The sequence below is a fragment of the Flavobacterium sp. NRK F10 genome (assembly GCF_024054235.1).
GTDB classification, from domain to species: domain Bacteria; phylum Bacteroidota; class Bacteroidia; order Flavobacteriales; family Flavobacteriaceae; genus Flavobacterium; species Flavobacterium sediminis.
In genome coordinates this window covers 2,654,327-2,677,823 of the sequence record NZ_JAMXLC010000001.1, presented here as the reverse complement: position 1 = coordinate 2,677,823, position 23,497 = coordinate 2,654,327, and the positions used below count along the sequence as shown (strand labels likewise).

Annotated in this window: 18 protein-coding genes; 6 read left to right on the top strand and 12 right to left on the bottom strand. The window is 35.0% G+C overall.

Annotated elements, in window-relative coordinates; genetic code table 11:
• Positions 1-244 precede the first annotated feature (244 nt).
• Complete coding sequence (locus tag NHF50_RS15815) at positions 245-2,992, bottom strand: LuxR C-terminal-related transcriptional regulator (protein WP_252776670.1); 2,748 nt, start codon at positions 2,990-2,992, stop codon at positions 245-247.
• Positions 2,993-3,090: 98 nt separating this feature from the next.
• Between NHF50_RS15815 and NHF50_RS12120 the strand changes: the two genes are divergently transcribed.
• Positions 3,091-3,597, top strand: coding sequence for a hypothetical protein (locus NHF50_RS12120; protein ID WP_109569908.1), 507 nt, complete (start codon positions 3,091-3,093; stop codon positions 3,595-3,597).
• Positions 3,598-3,651: 54 nt separating this feature from the next.
• Here NHF50_RS12120 and NHF50_RS12115 read toward each other — a convergent pair whose 3' ends face one another.
• Both NHF50_RS12115 and NHF50_RS12110 read right to left on the bottom strand, forming a co-directional pair.
• Positions 3,652-4,215 (bottom strand): Smr/MutS family protein, encoded by a 564-nt coding sequence (locus tag NHF50_RS12115; protein ID WP_252776668.1) that lies wholly within the window; start codon positions 4,213-4,215, stop codon positions 3,652-3,654.
• Positions 4,208-4,381 (bottom strand): hypothetical protein, encoded by a 174-nt coding sequence (locus NHF50_RS12110; protein ID WP_170108207.1) that lies wholly within the window; start codon positions 4,379-4,381, stop codon positions 4,208-4,210. Before NHF50_RS12110 ends, NHF50_RS12115 begins: the two co-directional genes overlap by 8 nt.
• 95 nt (positions 4,382-4,476) lie before the next feature.
• Here NHF50_RS12110 and NHF50_RS12105 point away from each other — a divergent pair, with 95 nt between their 5' ends.
• The 3 genes from NHF50_RS12105 (at position 4,477) to NHF50_RS12095 (ending at position 5,958) form a co-directional block, all read left to right on the top strand.
• Positions 4,477-4,752 carry a DUF2752 domain-containing protein gene (locus NHF50_RS12105; protein ID WP_109570678.1) on the top strand — a complete coding sequence of 92 codons (276 nt, stop codon included), beginning with the start codon at positions 4,477-4,479 and terminating at the stop codon, positions 4,750-4,752.
• 23 nt (positions 4,753-4,775) lie between these two features.
• Entirely contained in the window at positions 4,776-5,111 is a 336-nt protein-coding gene (locus NHF50_RS12100; RefSeq protein ID WP_109569907.1) for a CCC motif membrane protein, read from the top strand.
• Positions 5,112-5,262: 151 nt separating this feature from the next.
• Positions 5,263-5,958 carry a hypothetical protein gene (locus NHF50_RS12095; protein ID WP_252776666.1) on the top strand — a complete coding sequence of 232 codons (696 nt, stop codon included), beginning with the start codon at positions 5,263-5,265 and terminating at the stop codon, positions 5,956-5,958.
• A gap of 88 nt (positions 5,959-6,046) precedes the next feature.
• On the opposite strand, the gene NHF50_RS12090 is transcribed toward NHF50_RS12095, so the two are convergent.
• The 3 genes from NHF50_RS12090 to NHF50_RS12080 all read right to left on the bottom strand — a co-directional run bounded on the left by NHF50_RS12090 (position 6,047) and on the right by NHF50_RS12080 (position 10,161).
• Positions 6,047-7,339: a glycosyltransferase family 4 protein gene (locus tag NHF50_RS12090; protein WP_252776664.1), complete on the bottom strand. Its 1,293-nt coding sequence runs from the start codon at positions 7,337-7,339 to the stop codon at positions 6,047-6,049.
• Between the two features lie 5 nt (positions 7,340-7,344).
• Positions 7,345-9,774, bottom strand: a complete 2,430-nt coding sequence (locus NHF50_RS12085) for a YfhO family protein (RefSeq protein WP_252776661.1) — start codon at positions 9,772-9,774, stop codon at positions 7,345-7,347.
• Positions 9,775-9,903: 129 nt separating this feature from the next.
• Positions 9,904-10,161 (bottom strand): DUF4834 domain-containing protein, encoded by a 258-nt coding sequence (locus tag NHF50_RS12080; protein ID WP_109569904.1) that lies wholly within the window; start codon positions 10,159-10,161, stop codon positions 9,904-9,906.
• Positions 10,162-10,270: 109 nt separating this feature from the next.
• Between NHF50_RS12080 and NHF50_RS12075 the strand changes: the two genes are divergently transcribed.
• Entirely contained in the window at positions 10,271-11,242 is a 972-nt protein-coding gene (locus NHF50_RS12075) for a transporter (RefSeq protein WP_109569903.1), read from the top strand.
• A gap of 3 nt (positions 11,243-11,245) precedes the next feature.
• Entirely contained in the window at positions 11,246-12,364 is a 1,119-nt protein-coding gene (locus tag NHF50_RS12070; protein WP_252776660.1) for a GTP cyclohydrolase, read from the top strand.
• A gap of 53 nt (positions 12,365-12,417) precedes the next feature.
• On the opposite strand, the gene NHF50_RS12065 is transcribed toward NHF50_RS12070, so the two are convergent.
• The 6 genes from NHF50_RS12065 to NHF50_RS12040 form a co-directional block, all read right to left on the bottom strand.
• On the bottom strand, positions 12,418-13,116 hold the full coding sequence (locus NHF50_RS12065) for a response regulator transcription factor (RefSeq protein ID WP_109569901.1): 699 nt from the start codon (positions 13,114-13,116) through the stop codon (positions 12,418-12,420).
• Between the two features lie 12 nt (positions 13,117-13,128).
• Positions 13,129-14,712: a sensor histidine kinase KdpD gene (locus NHF50_RS12060; RefSeq protein WP_109569900.1), complete on the bottom strand. Its 1,584-nt coding sequence runs from the start codon at positions 14,710-14,712 to the stop codon at positions 13,129-13,131.
• Between the two features lie 71 nt (positions 14,713-14,783).
• Positions 14,784-15,371, bottom strand: coding sequence for a dephospho-CoA kinase (gene coaE / locus NHF50_RS12055; RefSeq protein ID WP_252776658.1), 588 nt, complete (start codon positions 15,369-15,371; stop codon positions 14,784-14,786).
• An 11-nt stretch (positions 15,372-15,382) separates the two neighbouring features.
• The gene (locus NHF50_RS12050; RefSeq protein WP_252776656.1) at positions 15,383-16,375 is read right to left on the bottom strand and encodes a glycosyltransferase family 2 protein; all 993 of its coding nucleotides are present in this window, start codon (positions 16,373-16,375) and stop codon (positions 15,383-15,385) included.
• 85 nt (positions 16,376-16,460) lie between these two features.
• Positions 16,461-19,079: a T9SS type A sorting domain-containing protein gene (locus tag NHF50_RS12045; RefSeq protein WP_252776654.1), complete on the bottom strand. Its 2,619-nt coding sequence runs from the start codon at positions 19,077-19,079 to the stop codon at positions 16,461-16,463.
• 212 nt (positions 19,080-19,291) lie between these two features.
• On the bottom strand, positions 19,292-23,482 hold the full coding sequence (locus NHF50_RS12040; RefSeq protein WP_252776653.1) for a fibronectin type III domain-containing protein: 4,191 nt from the start codon (positions 23,480-23,482) through the stop codon (positions 19,292-19,294).
• Positions 23,483-23,497: the final 15 nt, after the last annotated feature.

The following is a 23,497-nucleotide window of genomic DNA, read 5'->3' as shown; positions in this document are numbered from 1 at the left end:
ATTCATGTTAAGGTTTTGAGCGATAAAAGTACAACTACAACGTTGTAATAACAACAAAACGAGACACTACAATACTACATCATTTAGAGATAAAAAACACATAAGTAACTATAATACAAAATTTTACAAATGTTAATATATTGTAAAACACCCTACACATAATAACATAGTGATGTAGTAATGATGTATTATAATTTGATAATTTTAAAAGAAATAAAATAAAGATATTATAAAAATTATAGTATTATTTTATATTATTCATAAACAGATTAAGGTTCACGGAAGAATCCAGATCCATCTTTTTTCGTAATCTGTACCGATGAAGTTCTACTCCTCTATAGCTGATATTCATTAAAGGGGCAATTTCTTTAGAGGATAAATTCATCTTAAGATAGATACATAATTTAATATCTTTTGACGTTAAATTCTGATGTTTCAATGTTAATTGTTTTACAAAATCTTCATTGCTCTTCAGCAAGTTTTCTTCAAATGATTTCCATTCATTTTTATTAAGCGCATTGATCTTTATAGCTTTACTGATCTTAGCTTTTAAAGAAGTTATGTTTTTCTCTGAATCTAATATTTTCTGAATACTATCTATCAATTCACCTTGTTTTACTATCGAAAGCGACTTACTGGCCAATTCATTTGCTTTAGCCTGAACCTGATTCTCCAAAATATGTTTTTCATATTCCTGTAGTTTCAATTTATTATCTGCTTCTATCTCCAAACGCAGGATTTCATTCTTATGCTTTAGCTCTTCTTCTTTCAGTTTTAATTTTTGGTAATATTTATATTTGGTCCATTTGTAATACAACAAAAGTAACGATGCAATTATCAGAACATAAACCAATTTCATCCATATAGAGAAATACCAAGGGTCAGAAACCTTAAAACTAAACTTTGACGCCTCGACAAATTTCTCGCCATCGTTGTAATATACCGAGATACTATGCGAATCACTCACCAAATTCTTTAATTCAACCACTCCCTTTTCAAGCGGCACTAACGCCTCATCGTCAATTTTATAATAAAGAGGTGTCTTTTTACTTCCGTAGTATTCCGAAATAACATAAAGCTTTAACTGTTCTTTAAACCCTACACTCCCTCCTTCCCTCAGGAAAGTATTATTAGAACTTGCTAACTCTATTTTTACATTTTGTTTAGCAAATTGACTTCTCAAAGAATTAATCTGTAAGAAACCGTCGTCTGTATTAAGTAAATACTTCCCCTCCTTTTTATAAACTTTTGTTTCATTGTTTATCAGTTTTCCTAAATAATATTCTTGCGGAATTGGCACCCAAATAAAATTATTGTCTACATTATTGATAATAAATAATTTTCCGTCTTTGTTTACTATAAAATCATCCTCATCCAATGAGATGATCTCCTGTATATTTTTAAAATTAGCATTAAAGACTTCATTCGGGATCAACTTATTACTAATCGACTCTAAAAAATACCAGACATTATCGATATAATACAGTTCAGCATTTTTATAATGAAATAACTTTACCCCAAAATCATTCTGTATTTCATTCAACTGAGTTATATTCGTTATCTTTTCCGGTTCGTCTTTTTCATTAAGTTCTACTTTATACAAACCTCGATAGCTATCTGCCAAAACAAAGGCTTTTGGCCCTACCTGAACAAAGTCCTTAATCGGCTTCATTTTATCATTGATCTTTTTATATACCGAAAAATCGTTCGGATCCGGAAAAAGGTACAAGCCGGTGTAATTAGCCTGAATGTATCGATTGGCAAATTTGTCCTTTTTAAAATTCCAGCCTCCAGTAAGATCATTTAACTTTCTATATCCTTTATTTTCTGAATATTCAAAGGTTCCTTCGTTATGCCCAATGACATATTTATCGTCTACTTTTTCAATATCCCACACTTGTCCCTGACTATTAGGAATAAGAGTCAGCTTATTGTCCTTACTTTCAAAAACACCATGATTCGTCCCTAACAAATATCCCTCCCCATACGACGCTAAACTGTATACGGTACCTAACTGCCCGGAATGATCCGAAAAAATCTGATAAGGAGAATTTAGAATAATATGCGAAATTCCGTTATCCAGCCCCAACCAAACATCTTGTTCTTTGTCGACGCTGATACTTAAAACTGAATTATTGCGAAGGGAATTAGACCGATTGATGTTAAAATATTCATTTGATGTTAAATCAACTACATAAATACCATTGAAAGCTGTACCGATCAAAACTTTAGCCTTAAAGACTTTAGCCGTAATAATAATCTGCGTTTTTAACTTCTCATTGATCGGGTGGTTCCAAGCCAGCAGTTCTTCATTGACGTTTTGCACAAAAACACCGTTCTTTTGAGTAAAAAAGAAATTTTGATTCTTATAAGCATCTATACCGTAAATAATATTATCTTCAATTGGTTCCAGTCCGGCTACTTTATCAAATTCTCCTCCCAGAAATTCATAGATCCCTTTATGAACGGTTGCTGCAAACAAACGATCCCTAACTACAAAGCAATAGGATATCTGATACGGAAAATTTTTCTTTACTATTTTTTCACTATCATAAATGTAAAGTTCATTGAATGTCTGAAAATAAATCTTTTTATTCAGGGAAAATATTTTCCAAACCTCTTCACTACGCGTGTTTCCCTCAAAAAAATCTTTATCAGCCGAAAGTGATGTATATTTCATCACCCCATTCTCTCTTACCCAAAAACCGAATTCATTATAAGAGCCGGTAAATACTTTTCCCTGAAAAGCTAAAACCGATCGAATGATCGTCTTATTAGGTAATGTATATTTCTCCCATTTAACTCCGTCATAACGGATCAAAAAACTATTATTCGCAAAATACAACGCATTATCATCACCCTGCGAAACACTCCAAACCTGATTATCTCCATTGTAATCTTGTTTGGAAAAGTTTTCTACAAACGGTAATGTTTCCTGACTAAATAGGAAATGCTGAAAAAAGAATATCAGGATAAAAAAATGTAACTTCACTGAGCAAATATTTATTACCAAAGTTAAAAAACTAATTCCACACTAGCGGAAAATTGAATATTAAACTTATTTTTGTGCTAACTAAAATCAGCAAAACGATGAAAAAAATCATAGGCTTAGTACTTCTTACTTTTTCACTACATTCATGTGATGATGGTGATATCACATTACAATCTTTTAATTTTGACAGCCAATCTATCCAAAAATGCTCTGACACTAATTTGCTTTTTAAAATCAATGATAGTGAAGCTTTACTTTTAGATATTCCGGAAAGCAGTTTACCAACGGATGCTACTCCTGAAGACACGCCTGTTGAATTAAATGTAAGCACTACCAATCAGATCATCTACAGAAAATATTCTGGAACTGTAACTTCATCTTCTTTTTGCGGGGATATTCCTCCGGCTTCTCCTATAGTTTCAAAAGAATGGAATGCTTCCGGCGGAAAAATTATCATCATCTCCAATTATATTTATGACACAGATAACACAACCATAATCGGTTTAACTCACAATATCACTTTTCAAAATGTAAGCTTTTCAAGTGGCGATGAAACATTCAATTTCGAAACCTATATTTTCGGAAATTATGAAGTAGACAATTAAATTATATAGGTCCTAAAAAAATACAAAAGGGGAGCCGTTGGCTTCCCTTTTTCTTTATCCCAAACTCTGCTTAATATAAACTTCCGTTGCTCCCAAACCATACTTTCTGAAATTTGCTTCTTGGAAACTCACGTTATCATATCGAGACAGGAAATATTCTATTTCCGATTTCAAAACACCTTCACCAACGCCGTGAATGAACACTAATTTCGGAATGCGATTTTTAATAGCAAACTCTAATTGACGCTTAACCGTTTCCATTTGGATATTCAGCATATCAAAGTTTGTCAACCCTTTACTTGAGGGCACCAATTTCTCTATATGCAGATCAACTTCTACAACATATTCATCCTTTTTAGACTTCTTTTCTTTGGTGAAACTACGCTTTTTAGGCTCTCTTTTATCATTCAAAACATCATTTAAACTTTTACTTCCGAATAAATCAGTTAAATTATTCATTTCATTAATCTTAACCACTTCGTTGACAAAAAATGTCATCATTAAATCGTCAGAAGTTTTGATCGTAATTTCTTGCTTTTCTATTTTTAAAACCACTCCTTCAATCGGCTCATCTAAAACAGCAACTTTGTCCCCTACTTTTATCATTTCTTTATTCATCGTCTTCTTTTTTATTCGGTATTTTTTTCATTATTTGATACAAGCCTATCATAAAAATTGCCATTGCCCCTATCATTAAAAATGGATTGGGTTGGGGTTTTGACTGTTCCCAAATGGCTAAAAAACCTGCTCCGAAAAACAAGATTGTCAACACTATTTTTTTCATAAAAACTGTATTTTTTTCAAATATAATAAACTATAAAAGAAAGATTTTTTATATTTACTTTTAATTACAAAAATGCAGTTTTAAACTACAGAAAAATGGAAAAATACATGATTCCCTGCATGAGCAAAAAACTCTTCGGTGTGGAATGTTTAGGATGCGGTACCCAACGTTCACTCGCCTTACTTTTACAGGGCGATTTTGTAGCAGCTTTTAAAATGTACCCTGCAATTTACACACTCATCTTACTCTTCATGTTTATCTTTTTACATGTAATTGACAAGAGTAGAAACTACACTAAAATAGTCATTAGTCTGGCCATTGTAAATTTAATTATAATGGTAGTTTCTTACTTTTATAAAATGGTATACTAATCAAAAATTAAATACTTTTTCTTATGGAAAATCAAAAATTACCCAATGCAACCCCTGTTTTAATTTTAGGAATTGTCTCCATTTTGGGATGTTGCTGTTATGGAATCTTAGGTCTTATTTCAGGGATCGTAGCGCTTATTTTAGCTAAAAAAGACACTGCTCTTTACAAACAATCACCGGAACTTTATACCAATTACAATAACCTTAAAGTAGGTAAAGTTTTAGCCATTATCGGAATTATCCTTAGCGTTATTTACCTTCTTTTTGTTATCTGGATGATTGCTACTTTCGGTTTTGAAACCCTACAAGACCAACAATTACTTCAACATAGAATGAATGAATATTTTGGAATAGAATAAGAAAAAAATCTTATTTTTATAAAGAGAGCCTGAGTGCTCTCTTTTTCTTTTTATAACCCATCGATTATTTTTTTGGCACGCTAATTGGATATCTATTACCAAACGATATGTTTTAAAAACAAAAAAATGTTCAACCTTAAAATGATGTGTTATGAAAAAAATTACTTTAGCATTAGCAACGTTTGTTCTTTTAGGAACCGGAATAGTAAAAGCATCAACGGAAAAGGTTTCTGACGGTGTAAATCACAATAACTTTCCTCCTATCGATTATCGATATGCAGAGCCAATTGCTTTCACGGAAAGAGGAGTTGAGTTCTTAGTTTTTCCTAACGGAGATTTTGATTTTAATACCGTAAGATCAAATACAGTTCAGCCAAGAAATAGTACTTACGGTGCTCCGCGCACTTATTACGGATATTACAATACTAATAGTCCTCGTGGTGTTTTGGTACAACATGATAATATGGGACGGGTAAGACGTGTGGGTAACGTTTTTATAAACTATGATGCATTGGGACGTGTTAAACGCATTGGATCTGTTTATATGAGCTATAACAGTTTTGCTTTAAAACAAGTCGGAAATTTACGCATTATTTATGACCGTAGAGGACGTATCATAGACATAAGAGGGTTCGTAAACGCTTACAGCCAACATTATGCTTACACCCCAACGACGAATAATCATTATGATACAACAACTGTTTATCATTATGAAGACAATGACTACGGTTACAATAACGACAATGATTTCTATTATTATAGAAAAGACGGCTCAAAAGCCAAAATGAGTGAAACGGATATTTCAGAAATTAAGAGAGAAACTCAAGAAAATAAAACAAGAAAATAAAAATAAATAGTTTTTGGTTGGTTAGTTTGTAAAAAGTCCTGCGGAGCGATATTAGCAAAGCAGGATTTTTTTATTCATACTGACTGTTTTATTCCGGTAATAAAGAAACTAAATTCTGAGTCAATGCTTTTCGGCTATACTGTTGTAACCCCACAGGATACACCTTTAAACTTCCTTGTTTATAGTTTTTAAAGAGTTGCAAAACATATTCTTTAACCGCTTCTTTATCCTTGTACGTAAAAAACTTTCCGGTATTTGTAGCAGTTACTATTTGTGAAAAATCAGCATTTTCAGGACCTAAAGCTATAATTGGCCGATCTGAAACCATATATTCAAATAATTTTCCGGGAATGATACAAGCAGTATCCTGCGAATTGATCTCTATAAGCAACAATACCTGAGAACATCGCTGTTCCTGTAAAGCTTCTTCATGAGACATATACCCTAAAAGATTACAATAAGCCTCTAAACCTTCTTCTTTTAAGCTGTCCAATACTTCACTACTTACCGCTCCGATAAGCTTTAACTGAAATGCTTCCGCAAAAGCAGTGTTCTCTTCTATCAATTCACTTAATGCTTCCCATAAAACTTTCGGATTCCTCTCTGACAATAAAGAGCCAATATGCGCTACCGTAAATTTTTCATCCATCGGTTTCGACTTGATATTCTCTACGTCATATCCGTTAGTTATAACTGAGATCGGTCGATTGGTCAGGTTTTTAAATTCTTTCTTTGTCGTTGGAGAAGTTACTATTACCCTATCGCAGGATTTAAGCACCTCTTTTTCCAGTTTTTTATGTTTCTGAGCCGCACGATGGCTCAACTTTAATTCTTTGTGATAGCCAATTGTTGTCCAGGGATCTCTAAAATCAGTTATCCAGTGTACGTTCAAATCTTTCTTAAGCTCTAATCCGATTAAATGCAAACTATGTGGTGGCCCTGTAGTAATCACTGTAGTTATTTGATTTTCAATTAGATATTTTTTTAAAAATTGTACAGAAGGCTTCACCCACAACACGCGGGCATCCGGAATAAAAAGATTGCCTCGCACCCAAAGCATGGCTCTTTCTACAAAAGATTGCTTCTTTTTATGAGTTATAATCCCTGAACTTATCTTTTTAGTATTCTTTTTGGATAAAAAAGCTGCCAAACCATACGGCTCTATAATAGGTTGCTTCAGAATAATTGCTTTTTCAGAAACTTCGGCAACTAACTTTTCATCGACCAGAGGATATGTAGGGTTTTCAGGAACATAAACATGTGGTTCAACAGCAAAGTCGGGCAAATATTTCACAAATTTCAACCAACGTTGTACTCCCGGGCCTCCGGCAGGTGGCCAATAATACGATACAATGAGTACTTTTTTTGTCGGTTTATTCAAAACAATTAAGCTTGTATTTTCTTTTTGCGTTCCACATAAATTCCACCGGCAACAACCAAGATCATCGCAATTGAACTGAATAAAGTAATTGTACTTCCTGTTTTTACTACTTGTGGTTCAAATCTAAACTCAATAGTGTGTTTTCCGGCAGGGACATACAAACCTCTTAAAACATAATCGACATTGTAAATCGGCGTTTCTTCACCGTCAATGGTCGCTTTCCACCCGTTTTTATAATACATCTCCGAAAAAACCGCAAAACCGTCTTTACTATTATTTGACGTATACTTTAAATAATTCGGTTCGTATTTTACTAATTGAACGGCTGCTAAAGAATCTTTCCCGATAGCATTAAAATTAGCTTTCATCTTTATAGTAGAATCCGGATTATAAATCGCTACTTTTTTAGTATCTAGATCATCTAATGCTTTCATCTCCTCGTCTGCCGAATTGACGATCTGTACTTTCTCAACAAACCATGCATTTCCGTTTGCCGACGGATTTTCCAAGGCTATAGGCTGTCCTTCTTCATCTGTCTGAATTACATATTTAACATTTAGCATATTCAATGTTCTCACATTATTTTTAGCGATCTGATAATCAAACAACTGTTGCATTCTTCTAGGTTTAGCCGCATGATACCCTCCTATTGAATGATGAAAATACGACGCCCGGGCACTATTCATATTACCGGCAAAATCAAAAACACGGTATTGAGAAGTATCTTGTAAAATTTGTTTATCAGCTTGTGTAGGTTGAAAAGGCTGCTCCATTTCTCTTTTAGAAACAAAATTCTCTTTATTTACATAATTCTTGTCAATAAAAAACAAGTCACCGACCATTAAAACTCCGACTAAAATTACTGCTGTTACGGATTTTAGTGTTTCTTTGGTTACCAAAAACAGAATCACAAAAACAGCTATAACAAAGCCCATAGAACGCAATACATCCTGAGTATATAAAGAAGCTCTGTCTTCTCTCAGAACACGCATGAACTCCGGTCCGTAAGCCTCATTGTAATAAGCATCGCTACCTCCTGCAAAATCAAAAGCCCCTTTGAAAACAAATAACATTACCAAAAGACCAAATGTAACTGCCGTAGATTTCCATAAAAAATCCCATTGCTGTTTTTTGTCTTCCAGTTTAAAAAATTCATAAAACCCTAAAACAGCTAATGCCGGTATACACAACTCCAATACCACCTGAATAGAAGAAACGGCACGGAACTTATTATACATGGGTACATAATTGATGAAAAAATCGGTCAATAAGGCAAAGTTTTTACCCCACGACAGGAATAACGATACCAAAGCTCCTGTAAACAGGATATATTTTATCTTTCGGTTTTGCGGCAAAAACATAGCCAATACAAAAAAGAAAAACACTACAATTCCGATATAAGCCGGAGCAGCCACTATAGGTTGGTCACCCCAATAGGTCGGCATTTGTTTTACCAATTGCATTGCTTCGTAAGGCGGAACTCCCTGAGAGGTAACAAAACGATACATTTCCGAATCAACTCCCAGATCTTCGTGATTTGACCCGCCAAATAAACGCGGCGCAATTAAATTTAAACTTTCAGCCTTACCATAACTATATTGCGTAATATAATCATAGCTCATTGCATTTGTATTCTCTTTTCTTGAGCCATCAGCTTCATAGGTTAATTCACTATTGCTTCTGGTTGAAAATTTAGCATATTCAGAAGTAGCCATTAATCCGGTTGCATTAGCTCCGATAGCCAAAATCCCGGTCACTGCAAAAACACCCGCAACCTTAGCCAGATCGACAAATGCTTTTTCTTTAATGAAGCGGATAACATAAAAAATACCTACAACCAATAGCAGAATCAGTAAATAATATGTCATTTGCGGGTGATTGGCTTGTATTTCCAAGGCAGCCGCGATCATAGTTAAAATTCCCCCTAGCCAATATCGTTTTTGAAAAACCAGTAAAACTCCGGCTAAAACCATAGGCATATAAGCAATAGCATGTGCTTTAGCATTGTGCCCGACCCCTAATATAATAATCAAATAAGTAGAAAAACCAAAAGCTAAGGCTCCGAAGAACGCTTTTAACGGATCTACTTTTAACACCATTAAGAGAATATAAAACCCTATAAAATAAAGGAACAAATAATCAGCCGGACGCGGTAAAAATCGTAATAGGCTATCTATTTTTTTTACATAATTATGTGGATAATTTGCCCCTAACTGATAGGTTGGCATCCCTCCGAAAGCGCTATTCGTCCAATACGGTTCTTGTTGTTTTTCTTGTCTAAAATCGTTTTGTTCCTTTGCCATTCCGGTATATTGCGCAATATCCGATTGAAAAATCACTTTATTTTGCATAACCGGATAAAAATAGATCAGAGCAACAATAACAAAGCCTAATACAGCTAAAGCATGCGGCACATACGATTTTATATTTTTCATCTATTTGTTTTTAGAGTTATTAATCTATCAGTTGTAGTACTTTAAGTAATAATCAGGACGCTAAGGTAAATAAAAAAAGGATATTGTAGAAGCAATATCCTTTTCAGGGTAATTTGTGCGAATTAATAATTATTCAATCTCTTCATAATCAATATACTCACCAATCTTTTCTTTTTCTTTAGGCATATCTTTCTTAGTAGTATTCTGATTGTTGTAATTTTGATAGTTTTGTTGTTTCATTTGATCCTGCATTCTTTCCTGTACTTTGTCAACAGCTTTTTGCATTACTATAGGAGCAAAAATCCGAGCCAAAAAGCGGAACAGATAGTAGAACAAAATAATATAAAACAATACTCTTATAAATCCTGTAAACGAAGCCAATTCCATTTTCGTATTTTTTTAAAATTCAAATATACTACATAAGTGTTTATTTTAGCTGAATTGTTTCTTAAAATTATGATAAAAGTGCTATTTTTGGAAATAAAAAATTTCTCTAATGAAGCGTATTTCTATTTTTTTGATTTTCTTTTTATTAAGCAGTCCGTTCTTATTTGCTCAATTCACAGACGAAATCAATTCTAACCGCCCGGGACGTTCTATGATGGCATATTCAGTAGGTAAAAAAGTTATACAAGCTGAAACCGGTTTAATGTATAAAACTGAAAATCACGACAAATTAAAATATGATGCCAACGGTATTATAGGTGAGTTGCAATTGCGCTATGGCGTCTGGAAAGAAGAATTAGAAGTAGTTGCTGATATACAGTACCAAACAGATAAATACACGTCTACCTTTTTAGAGGAAAACAGAAGTGGTTTCAAACAATTGACATTAGGTGCGAAATATTTAGTTTACGACCCGTTTAAAAATTATGTTGAAAAAGAAAATATTTACAGTTGGAAAGCTAATCACCGTTTTAAATGGAGACAATTCATTCCGGCTGTAGCCGTATATGCCGGAGCCAATTTCGCTCTGGGTGATACACCGTTCAATTACGCTCCTTCATACATTGAAGAACCGTCAATAAGCCCTAAGATCACTGCCATTGCTCAAAACCATTTTGGTCGTCACTGGGTTTTGGTTACTAACATTACGTATGACAAATTCACCTCTGATTTTAAAAGCCTTAATTATATTTTAACCTTAACCAGAGGTTTTAACGCTAAATGGTCCGGTTTCATTGAAAACCAAGGCTATAGTGGCGATTATTATTCCGATGGTGTTTTCAGAATAGGTGCTGCCTATTTGTTTGATAAGAACATGCAGTTAGACGCTTCTATCGGTAAGAATATTAAAAGTACACCTTCCCTGTTCTTTGCCGGCATCGGTTTTTCATGGCGCTTTGCCGAGAAACATGAGGATGTGAAACTGGAAGAAGACAACGGTAGTAAGATGGACAAAAAGATGAAGAAAAAAGCCGATAAAGAAAAGAAAAAACGCAAAGACGCAGTTGAGATAGAAGAATAACGTATGGTTACAATCAAAGAAGTTACAAATAAAAAAGAGTTAAAAGATTTTATCTTATTCTCTTTTGAGCTTTTCAAAGATAATCCTTATTGGGTTCCGCCTTTGATCTCTGAGGAGATGGAAACTTTTGACAAAGAAAAGAATCCCAATCTGGAGAATTGTGATTTAAAGCTCTTTTTAGCCTACAAGAACAATAAAATTGTCGGAAAGGTTGCCGCTATCGTCAATTGGGATGAAGTCAATGAATTAGGCAAGAAGAAAACTCGTTTCGGTTGGTTTGATGTCATTGATGATCTTGACGTAACGAAAGCACTTTTAGATAAAGTTACCGAATTCGGTAAAGAAAAAGGAATGGATCATATAGAAGGTCCGTTAGGCTTTTCTAATCTTGATAAAGTCGGGGTCTTGTCAGAAGGGTTCAACGAAATCAGTACTATGATCTCCTGGTATAGTTTACCTTATTATGTAGAGCATTTCGAAAAATTGGGAATGAACAAGGAAAAAGAATACATTGAAAGTATTTTTTCCATGCTTGATGTAGATCCGAAAGGATTTATGAGAGCCAGCAAAATGATAAAAGAACGTTACAAGCTTAAGGTAATGAATTTTGACAATTCTGCCGATATTATACCTTATGTTGATGAAATGTTTGCTGTTTTCAACACGACTTACGAAAAACTGCAATCTTATGTTACCATTACACCGCAACAGATTGAGTATGTCAAAAGAAAGCATATAAGTTTTATCAATCCGGAATATATTAAGTTTATTATGGATGAACATAACAACATGATTGCTTTTACTATCGTTATGCCCGGTTTTGCTGAGGCTCTTCAAAAAGCAAAGGGCAAATTATTTCCTTTTGGCTGGTGGCATTTACTGCAAGCCAAAAAACATTCTAAAGAAGCGGTGTTTTATCTTATCGGTGTTTTACCGGAATATCAGAAAAAAGGGGTTACAGCTGTTATTTTTGAAGAATATTACAAAGTTTTTAAAGCTAAAAACATTCGCACTTGTGTACGAACTCCCGAATTGGAAGAAAATCACGCTATGCATAATTTATGGAAAAATTTCAATCCGAGAATTCATAAAAGAAGGCGGACTTATAAGAAAGATATATAACTAAAAAGCTACTCTAATAGAGTAGCTTTTTTTATGATTTATGATCTATTTATTTACTTTTTAACTACCAAACGGAATCCTTCTCCGTGAATGTTCAAAATTTCCACATTTTCATCGCGTTTCAGGTATTTTCTCAATTTAGCAATATAAACATCCATACTACGAGATGTAAAATAGTTGTCGTCTCTCCAGATTTTAGTCAATGCTAATTCTCTAGGCATCAAATCATTTTCATGAAGTGCTAACATTTTCAACAATTCACATTCTTTCGGAGAAAGCTTAATCGGCTCCTCGTTCTGGAAAGAAAGAAAACGCAATTTAGAGTTCAAATGAAATCTTCCGATCTGAAATTCAAATCGTGTATTATCCGGCTTCGTTTCTGAAGCTTTGCGTTGCACAATTGCTTTGATCTTCATCAACAACACTTCGGAATCAAAAGGCTTGTTCAAATAATCATCAGCACCTACTTTGTAACCTTTTAAAACATCTTCTTTTAATGTTTTAGCCGTTAAAAATATGATAGGGATTTCCTGATTCTTCTCTCTGATCTCACGAGCCAAGGTATAACCATCCTTATACGGCATCATTACATCAAGAATACATAAATCGAAATTATCTTTTTTAAATTTTTCAAAACCTTCCATACCATTTTTAGCCAATGTTACCTCAAAATCATTGATTACTAAATAGTCTTTTAATACTGCACCAAAGTTGGGGTCATCTTCAACTAATAAAATTTTTCTAGCTTCCATATTTGTTGTGTCTTAATTTATTAATGGCATTTTAATTATAAATGTACTTCCTTTTCCTTTTTCACTTTCTACATAGATCTGACCGTTATGGTCTTCTACTATTTGTTTCACATAAGCTAAGCCCAGTCCATGACCTTTTACATTATGCAAATCGCCCGTGTGTTCTCTATAAAATTTTTCAAACACTCTTTTTTGGGCTACTTTACTCATTCCTGCTCCCTGATCCTGAATCTTGATGAGTATATAGTCTTTGATATTTTCTGTATATACATCAATCACAGGAGCATTCGGCGAATATTTGATGGCATTGTCCAAAATGTTCACCAAAACATTTGTAAAATGCGATTCGTTTAATAATATGGTTGTTCTTGTAGCCTCTAAATGCTTGGTAATTGTTCCATCCCGATCTTCAATCAATAAACTAACGTGTTCTATAGCATTCTCCAGAACTTCCATTACATCTGTCGGCTCTTTATTGATATCCAATTCGTTTTTCTCTAATTTCGAAATTCGCAATACGTTTTCAACCTGAGCATGCATTCGTTTGTTCTCATCTTTAATCATCTGAAGATAACGCTGAACCTTATCCTTATCCTCAATAATTTTAGGATTCTTAATTGCGTCTAAAGCTAAGTTGATCGTTGCAATAGGCGTTTTAAACTCATGCGTCATGTTATTGATAAAATCAGTCTTAATCTCTGAGATCTGTTTTTGTTTAATCAATTGCTTCAATGCACTCATATAGGTCAACACTATAACCAAAGTAAACAAAAGTGAAAGTAACGTTAGACCAAATATTTTAGAAAAAACGAATTTACTTTTTTGCGGAAAGGAAACCAGTAACTGGTAATTTACTTTTCCGTCTCCGTCTTTAAAGATCGGTATGCCGTACGTTTTATTCTTATCATATTTAAAACTCTCTGAACGAACTTTTGTTGCCAAGCCATTACTGTAAATCCCGAATTCAAACGGTGTTTTAATTCCGTAATTATCTAGTTCCGTTTTTAATAAATGATGTAATTCTTCAGCACTTATTCGGGACTGGATCGGTCTTGCAGAAACAATATCTTTCATCGCCAACTCAAAATTAGCTTTATCCAGACTAGACAGTGAACCTGATTTCCGTATCGTTATATCCGGGGTTTTATTCAGTTGTCTGTGATTATTATCAAAAACATCTCCGTTATAGACTTCTGTTTTTCGGTTAGAAACAATATTCTTTACCCATAACGAATCTGCATTTTTATCAAAGAACGAACCGTTAATTCCATAATTTTCAGATACTAATGTACTGGTGTAAATTATAGTTTCATTGGTTTTAATATCTTTCTCATAAAAGAGAATTTCTTTTAATACATTAGTTTCCGGTTCTTTACCAATGCTGTCTTTAATTTTATTGTATTCAGTTATAAAGTTTTTTAATTCACGTGAATTTACATTTTCTGCCACGTGACTTACTACTTGTTGTACCTGATACTTAAATTGTTCATCATTGATCCTCAATGATGTATTTATCCAATAAAGCTGAACCGTAATGATTCCTATTAAGGATAAACTCATCAAAAGAGCCAGCAACCTAAACCTTGTCTTATTCATCAATACAAATTTAACTTTTTAACATTTCTTGTTAAAAAACATTAACCAAAGATTAACAAAAAGATGCTTTTTTACGATTTTCTTATTTTTAAGAAAATATTATCAATTTTTTTTAAAGTGTCCTGCAATTCAATATTCTGAATTACAAAATCACTCATTTTAGCTTTATCTTCATCCGGCATTTGGTTCTGAATCCTGTCCAAAACTTGTTGTCTTGTCAGACCATCCCTAGCCATTGTTCGTTCCACTCGCAATTCTGTCGGAGCTGTCACCAGAATAACATAATCACAATCTTTATGACCTCCGGTCTCAAATAATATTGCCACTTCTTTCACTACAAAAGGCTGTTCTTTATGTTCTTGCAACCAATCGGAGAAATGTTGTTTAACTTTAGGATGTATTATCTGATTAAGCTTTTCTAACTTTTCCGAATCATTAAATACTATATTTCCCAGTTTTTTACGATCTATCTGTCCTTCAGTATTTAAAATCTCTTTTCCGAAAAATTGTATTATTTCTGAAACCGTCTCCGGTAACTCAGCTATTTTTTTAGCTTCTGAATCGGAAACATAAACAGGAATCCCTTTTTGAGCAATATAACGAGCTACCGTTGTTTTACCGCTACCTATTCCTCCTGTTAAACCGATTATTTTTGTCATTTCTTTATCTTTTAAAAAAACAATTCCGGATGCGCTTCCTCCGGTGCTCTCTTCAAAACGTTTATATTCCAAAAAGATTTAAAAAAGCCTATCCCATATCCATAGAACTGTATTATTACAGCTATTATACTATATGTAGCAATTTTTATGCTTTTGGTTACAAATAAAGAAGAAAAAAAAAGTACTATAATGTAAAACAGGTAAACTTCAATACCTATATACACTCCGAAAACGGTTAAAAGAATTGACACAATGAAGCCAAACAAAAAAAGTGTAGGAAACCAGAAAGTCAGTTTTTTATATTCCGGATGCCAGAAATTTAAAATCGGACGGGCTTTGCCGAATTTATTCACCTGAATAAAAAATTTATTCCAGTCAATACGTCTTTTATGAAATACATAGGCTTCTGAAATCAATCGGGTTTTATAGCCGAGTTTCCAAAGACGAATTGACAAATCCGGATCTTCTCCTGGGTGTATGTTCCCAAATCCTTTGGAAGCCTGAAAAGCTTTAGCAGAAAGTCCCATATTGAAACTTCTGGGTTGAAACTTCCCTATTTTTTCACTTCCTCCCCGTATCCCTCCTGTTGTCAAAAAAGAAGTCATGGAAAAATTAATAGCTTTTTGTACGTCAGAAAAGGTATCCAAAGCTGCATCCGGACCTCCGAAACAGTCTACATATTCTACATTTAAATACTCTTCTACTTTCTTTAGGTATTGTTCAGGAATAATACAATCTGAATCAAGGATAATATAGTAATTACCTTGTGCCTTTTGCATCCCGAAATTTCTGGAATCTCCGGGTCCTGAATTGTCTTTATAAAAATAGCTGACGTTTAGCTTCCCTTTGTATTTCTCTATGACCGATCTGCAATCAATCTTTGAGCCATCTTCTACCACAACAACTTCAAAGGGCTTATTATAATCAAGCTTTGATAAACTTTCTAAAAGTTCATCTATTTCATCCGGACGGTTATAAACCGGAATTATAAAAGAAAAGTGCATTCCGTTTTTTTAACAAATATAAGATATCTGGAAATAAAAAAAGCCCCGAAAGTATCGGAGCTTTTAAATTAGTGTTTTATTAAAGTTATTGTTTCACTACTTTTAAAGTATTTGTGTTATCTCCTACCTGAACACTTACAATATAAGTACCGGCAGCTAAGGATGTCATATCTACCTGAGTAGAAGCTGCATTAGCTTTTTGAACCAGAACTTCTTGTCCTAAAAGATTCATAACACGTACTGCTGTAATGTCAGACGAATACTCTAAATTTAAAATATCTTTTACTGGGTTAGGATAAGCTTTAAATGTATTATTACCGAACGATGCTGCACTTAAAGATGCGTCATACGCCGAAACCTGAAAAGATCCTTCTGTATCATTAGCATATTCCCAAACACTTACATACAATACTTCTCCCGGAGTTTGACCTGTTAATGCAACTAAAGAAAAGTTTCCGTCTGCACTATCATCATCATCACACTCAATCAAAGTTAGTGATCCGCAAGAGCCACTATAAACAGCCATTCCTGTATCTGTTACCGAACTTCCGTTTGCCGAATCGTTATTGGTTTCTATTGTTATACTTCCTGAAGCCGGAACTGTAACAGTATACCAAACATCTCCTCCAAGATAAAGAGCACATCCCGGTGCTGTTTCTCCTGAGTCTGTTGCCGCTGTATTATATCCGATTACTGCATTATCAGCAAAAACACCTCCCGGCGTTAATACCGTAGCATTTGCACATTCATCATTAGCTGGCGGACAAGTATATGTTATTGTCCCTGAAGACAACGTACATGACCCGTCTTGTTCATTTGTAATTAAGAACGATAGCGATGCTCCTTCAGCATAAGGACCGAAAGTCTGAACTCCTGTTGCTGAAATAGCTGTCAAAGTCGTTGTTCCATCAGTAATAGAAACTGAAGTAGCCGTTCCTAAATCGGTTAAATCTACATCAACTGAGAATTGTGTATTATTACAATCCGGAATAACAGCAAATATAGCCGTAGGATTAACACAAGTAGCACAAGTTACAGTAAAGTCCCACTGTGTAGAGAACGAAGCATCTCCGCAGCTAACCGAACCATCCGAATCAATCTCTACATAAATAGCATCAGAAGTACTATCAAAAGTCAATCCCGTTAGATCTCCTCCGTTATTTCCTTGGTATAGTAGTGCTCCTGTATTGTCAGTACCATCATAAATTAAAATATCATCACAACAAGATTCAATATCTCCTCCGTTGAATGTAATTCTTAACGGGCTTCCGTCGTCAGAAATAAATACCCATGTTGTTGTATCATTATTATCATAACAGTAAACAGTATTCAATGGCGTTCCACAAATTATTTGCGCCGGTGTTCTGAAAGTCACAGGCCCTACCCATGAGCTATAATTTCCTGAACCACAATCGGCTCTTACATAAGCTTCATAAGCTGTATTAGAAGTCAAACTATTGTCTGTTACTGAAAAACCGGATACAGCCGTACCATTAGCTGCCGGCAAACCTGTTCCCTGTGGTTGAATCACATATTCAAAATCATTCTGAAATCCGGTAGGATCATTCCAATCTAACTGAGCTGAAGTCGGTGAAAGAGCTGTCGCAGTAAAAGAGTTCGGACTAACACAAGTAGCACAAATCACTGTAAAATCCCACTGAGTAGTGAACGAGCCATCTACACAACTAACCGAACCGTCTGAATCGATTTCTACATAAATTAAACCGGAAGCACTATCAAAAGTTAAGCCTGTTAAATCTCCTCCGTTATTCCCTTGGTACAATAATGTTCCTGTGTTATCACTACCTTCATAAATTAAAATATCATCACAACAAGATTCGATATCTCCTCCGTTGAATGTAATTCTTAGCGGACTTCCGTCACTAGAAATAAATGACCATGTTGTTGTATCATTATCATCATAACAATAAACTATATTCGATGGCGTACCACAAACTATTTCTGTCGGAGTTGTAAATGTAATTGGCCCAACCCAAGAACTATAATCTCCACCACCGCAATCGGCTCTTACATAAGCTTCATAAGCGGTATTAGGGGTTAAGCTATTGTCTGTTACTGAAAAACCTGACACAGGTGTTCCGCTACCTGTAGGCGTTCCGGTTCCCTCAGCCTGAATCACATATTCAAAATCATTTTGAAATCCGGTAGGATCATTCCAATCCAACTGAACAGAAGTCGATGAAATTATAGTTGCCGCAAAAGTATTCGGATCAATACAAGTCGGTGATTCATAAACTGTAACTAAAATATTAGCCCAATTAGCCGACGATCCGGAATAAGTCTGATTGAACTCTAGATCCAAAGTTCCGTCTACACTAGGATCATAAGGACCGGAAAAAGTACCTTCAAAAGTTAAAGTCGTACTTGAATTACTACTTGCTCCACCTGAAGTTGCTGTTGCAAAAAAAACAGATCCGGCTGCTGTTGTAGCAGTTAACTGAGCTTCTTCCGAATAAGGAAAACCACTCACTTCTGACCAATCTACCGTTACCTGAAAAGAAGAATATGATCCTGTTGCGGACGTTGGAACTCCGGCACTATTTGCAGCATCATTAATGTTCAAAGTCACAGGAGAACCTTCCTGTACTACTATAGGTCCTGCTATTGTCCCAAATGAATATTGAGCCTGGAGGGATATACCCGATAGAAACAGAACTAAAAGAAGGGTAATTTTTTTAATCATACGTATTGTTATTTTATTATTATTTTTTTTACGCAATTTATAAATAAAATAACAAAAAAATAAAAAATAGACTATTTTTAACTTAAAAAGAAAAAAATAACATTATTACAACCTTTTAAGATCGACCATACCGCCCAAATATATATTCATATAAAATAAAAACCCCGTCTTTAAAAAGACGGGGTTTTTCAAGAGTTAATCAATTAACATCCTTATTGTTTAATAACTTTTATTGTCTTGATCAAATCACCTGCCTGAACATTTACAATATAAGTTCCGGAACTTAATGAAGTCATATCTATTTTTGCAGATGTAGCATTTATCTTTTTAGCAAATACTTCCTGACCTAATAAATTAAGTACTCTTACTTCATCAATAGTAGCTTCATATTCTAAATTCAGAATATCATTTACCGGATTTGGATAAGCTACAAACTGAGCTTCATTATCAAATGTAGCGTTAGATAATGTAGAAGTCACATCGATAGTAAACTGTCCTTCTGAAGAATCTGAAAAACTACTATAATGACCAATGTTTATATAATATGTTTCTCCGAGTGTAGATCCGGTAATTGTATAAGTTTCTCCTGTTCCGCTACTGTTTGAATCAGCATTTCCTACGCATGTAAATGTACCGCAAGAACCTGTATAAACTCCAATCTCGGCATCCCAATAACTCATATTCGTTAATTCAATAGTTATATCACTACCATTCCCTACTACTGTATACCAAACACCATCATTCATTCCGCTTCCACAAGCTGTTACCATTCCTGCATTATTAGTTGCTCCTAAAGCATCTTGCGAATTTGTATAAGGTAATGATGTTATTTCAATTGCTGTAGAACAACTATCGTTAGCCGGTGCAGGTGGCTGTGTTCCTACACAAATATCAAATGTAGTTTGCTCAGTGTTTGTTGAGCTCCAACCGTAAACTGCTACAAGGTACGTATTCCCGATCGTTAAGCCTGTTACATCATAAGTATTAGGATCACTACTACCTATTAAAGATAATGCTGAACATCCGCTTGTTCCGTCAAAAACTGCCATTCCCATATCTGTTGAAGTTCCTACTACTCCAACAATATTTGATAATGTAATTCTATGTTGTGTACTGGTTGCTACAAAAGAGAACCATACATCATTATCAGGTGTACCAGACACGCTAAATGTTGGTTCAATTCCTGAATCAGTGGCTGCTTCATTTGTAGCTGAAGTAACAACTGCACATGAATAATCAGCGTTTACAGTCAACGCTACAGCATTATCACACTCGTCATTAGCCGGTGGTACTGCGGTCGTTGTAAATGAGATTGTTACCCAATCACTTCCACAATCTGTTCTGACATGGAAATAATAAGTTGTTTCAGGTGTTAAAGATGTTTCATTATAACTTTCTCCTGAAATAGGTGTTCCTGCTCCTGTAGGATCAGTTGCACTATTATCTAATACATATTCGTAATTTCCTGTAGTTGCACCCCAAGTAAAATCTGCGGTAGTATCGGTAATATTACTTACAACTACACTAAAAGGTGGTTGACAGGCAGGAGTCAGATCAATAGAAATATCATCTAATGAAATATACCATGGAGCACTATTGATGTTTCCTTTTATACCTACATAATATACACCATCTGCTGAAGGTGTAAAATTACCCTGTATCTGTTGATAGTCTCCGTTTACGATTCCTGTTGCTGCCACTATCGCGTTTGTCATCGAAGCATCGTCCGGATTAAGACCGTAGCTTATAGCTATATCTGCATTTGCAGCATTTGCACCGTCTTGACGCGCATACAAGTCTACTGTATAACTTGTACCACCTATCAATTCAACCGGAATAAATAACCAATCTTCATTAGAATATCCTAGATATGCATTCCAAGAACCGGTTCTCGGTGTTCTATTATAACTTGTCGCTGAAGTATTAGCCGTCCATACCCCTGATCCACTCAATGATTCCTGATACAAACAACCAGCAACAGTAGTTGCATCTGCATACCCTGATTCAAAGCCTTCAAAATAAGGAATTGTATAAGGATTACAAGGTGTGTCAAAATTAATTGGACCTACCCAAACACTATAACTTCCTCCACAATCTGCTCTTATATACGCTTCATAAGCTGTATTTGAATTTAAAGAATTATCTGTTACAGTGAAACTACTTGAAACAGTTGTACCATTACCGGTAGGCACTCCTGTTCCCTGTGGCTGAATAACATATTCAAAATCATATTGGAAACCTGTAGGGTCAACCCAATTTAATTGTGCTTCTGATGCTAAAACATTTGACACTGTGAAATTACTAGGAGGAATACAAGTTGGCATTTCTGTTACCTCAATATTATCTAGAGCCATATCTCCATAAGAATCTGTCCCTCTTACAGCTCTGAATCTTAATCTGATTATTCCTGTATAACCTGACAAATCTACTGCCTTGAACTCCCAAAGATCAGTCTCAGCCGTTTGTTGTTCTCCTGAAATAACTTCTAGATCATTTGTCCATGTTGTTCCGTCGAAAATATCAACATGCAAATCACCCATTGTTGATCCGTACATGTGGTAATAAAACTGTACTGCCGGAGATGTTAAAGCACTAACATCTACAAACGGAGTATATAGCTCTGCTACATCTCCTGCTAATCCTGAAGTAGCTTCAGTATAAAAATAGTTGGTTCCGCTATAAGCACCTGAAGGCCCTGTTAATGATGAAGGTGTTGATCCACTACCATCAACATTCCATCTGAATAACGACGAAGTTCCTGTCGGATTTGACTCCCAGCAATCTGCAATAGATGAACTTGTCGTTGTGGATGCTGATTCCACATCATACAACCATGGAGCTACAGCAGGCGCACAACTTGTTGTAAAAGTAACAGGATTTGCCCATTCGCTATAATCTCCACCTCCACAATTAGCTCTTACATACACTTCGTAATCCGTATCCGGAGCTAAAGAAGAATCCGTAACTGAAAAACCTGAAACTGCTGTTCCGGCACCTGTTGGTACCCCTGTTCCTACCGGTTGGATCACATATTCAAAATCATTCTGAACTCCAGAAGGATCTGTCCATGATAAATAAACAGAATTGTATGTAATATTGCCTACTGCTAAATCTAAAGGTGTATAACAAGAAGGAGCTTCTGTGATTTCAATATCATCTAAAGACATATCACCATAATAATCTGTTCCTCTGATTCCTCTGAATCTTACCTGAACAACCCCTGTATAACCCGATAAACTTACTATTCTTTGCAACCAAGGATCTGCTCCATCTATCTGTTGTTCTCCTATAATTACATCTATATCATTAGTCCATGTTGTACCGTCAAAAACATCCACATGCAACTCTCCCATAGTTGATCCGTACATATGATAATAAAACTGAACCACAGGTGTAGTCAATCCACTAATATCAACATTAGGTGTATATAATTCCGCTACATCTCCGGTAGAACCGGAAGAGGCTTCTGTATAAAAATATTTACTTCCGCTAAAAGCTCCTGAAGGCCCTGTAGAAGTAGACGGTGTAGACCCACTACCATCAACATCCCATCTAAATGATGAAGAGTTCCCAGCAGGGTTAGACGACCAACAATCTGCTATTGAAGAATTTGTTGTTGACGCAGCAGTTTCAACGTCATAAGACCACGGTGCTACAAATGTTGAACACAAAGTTGTAAATGTAATCGGACCTACCCAAGCACTGTAATCTCCTCCACCACAATTAGCTCTTACATAAGCTTCATAAGTAGTATTTTCATTTAATGATGTTTCAGAAACTGATGTTCCGGAAACTGCCACTCCATTAGCTGTAGGCTCTCCGGTTCCTGCTGCCTGAATCACATATTCAAAATCATTCTGAGTACTTGGATTTGCCGTCCAAGAGAGATCTACAGAAGTGGTAGTCAAATTAGACGCCATAAAATTCTCAGGATCCAAACATGTTGGTGCCGGAATTAAAGTTGTCGTTAAACAAAAATCCGTTGATTGAGGAGAAGGCCAGGTAGAAATCTGTAAATAATACGTTTCTCCAGCAACAAGTGGGTCTGAATCAAAAGTAATGTCCTCTGTTCCAATTGTTGTTGCATATCCCATACAGGTTGCAGTACCAGATTCCGGACAACCGCTTGTCAGTCCAAAACCTGTCCAATCATCATGACCAGTTAATACAAAACTAAGAGTTTCTCCTGTTTCAGAAGCCACATAATAGAACAAATAATCATCTCCTCCATCATAATTTCCTAAACAAGGATTACTGCTATTGGTATCACCTCCTTCAGAAGTATTACCGCATTGCTGTGTTCCGGGTGTCAATAAGACCACCCCTGCACAGCCTGCTTGTGAAAACATATTAACTGTCACAAGCAATGTTAAAATTGTTAAAAAACAAGTAATTTTTCTCATTTATGTTATTTTTTT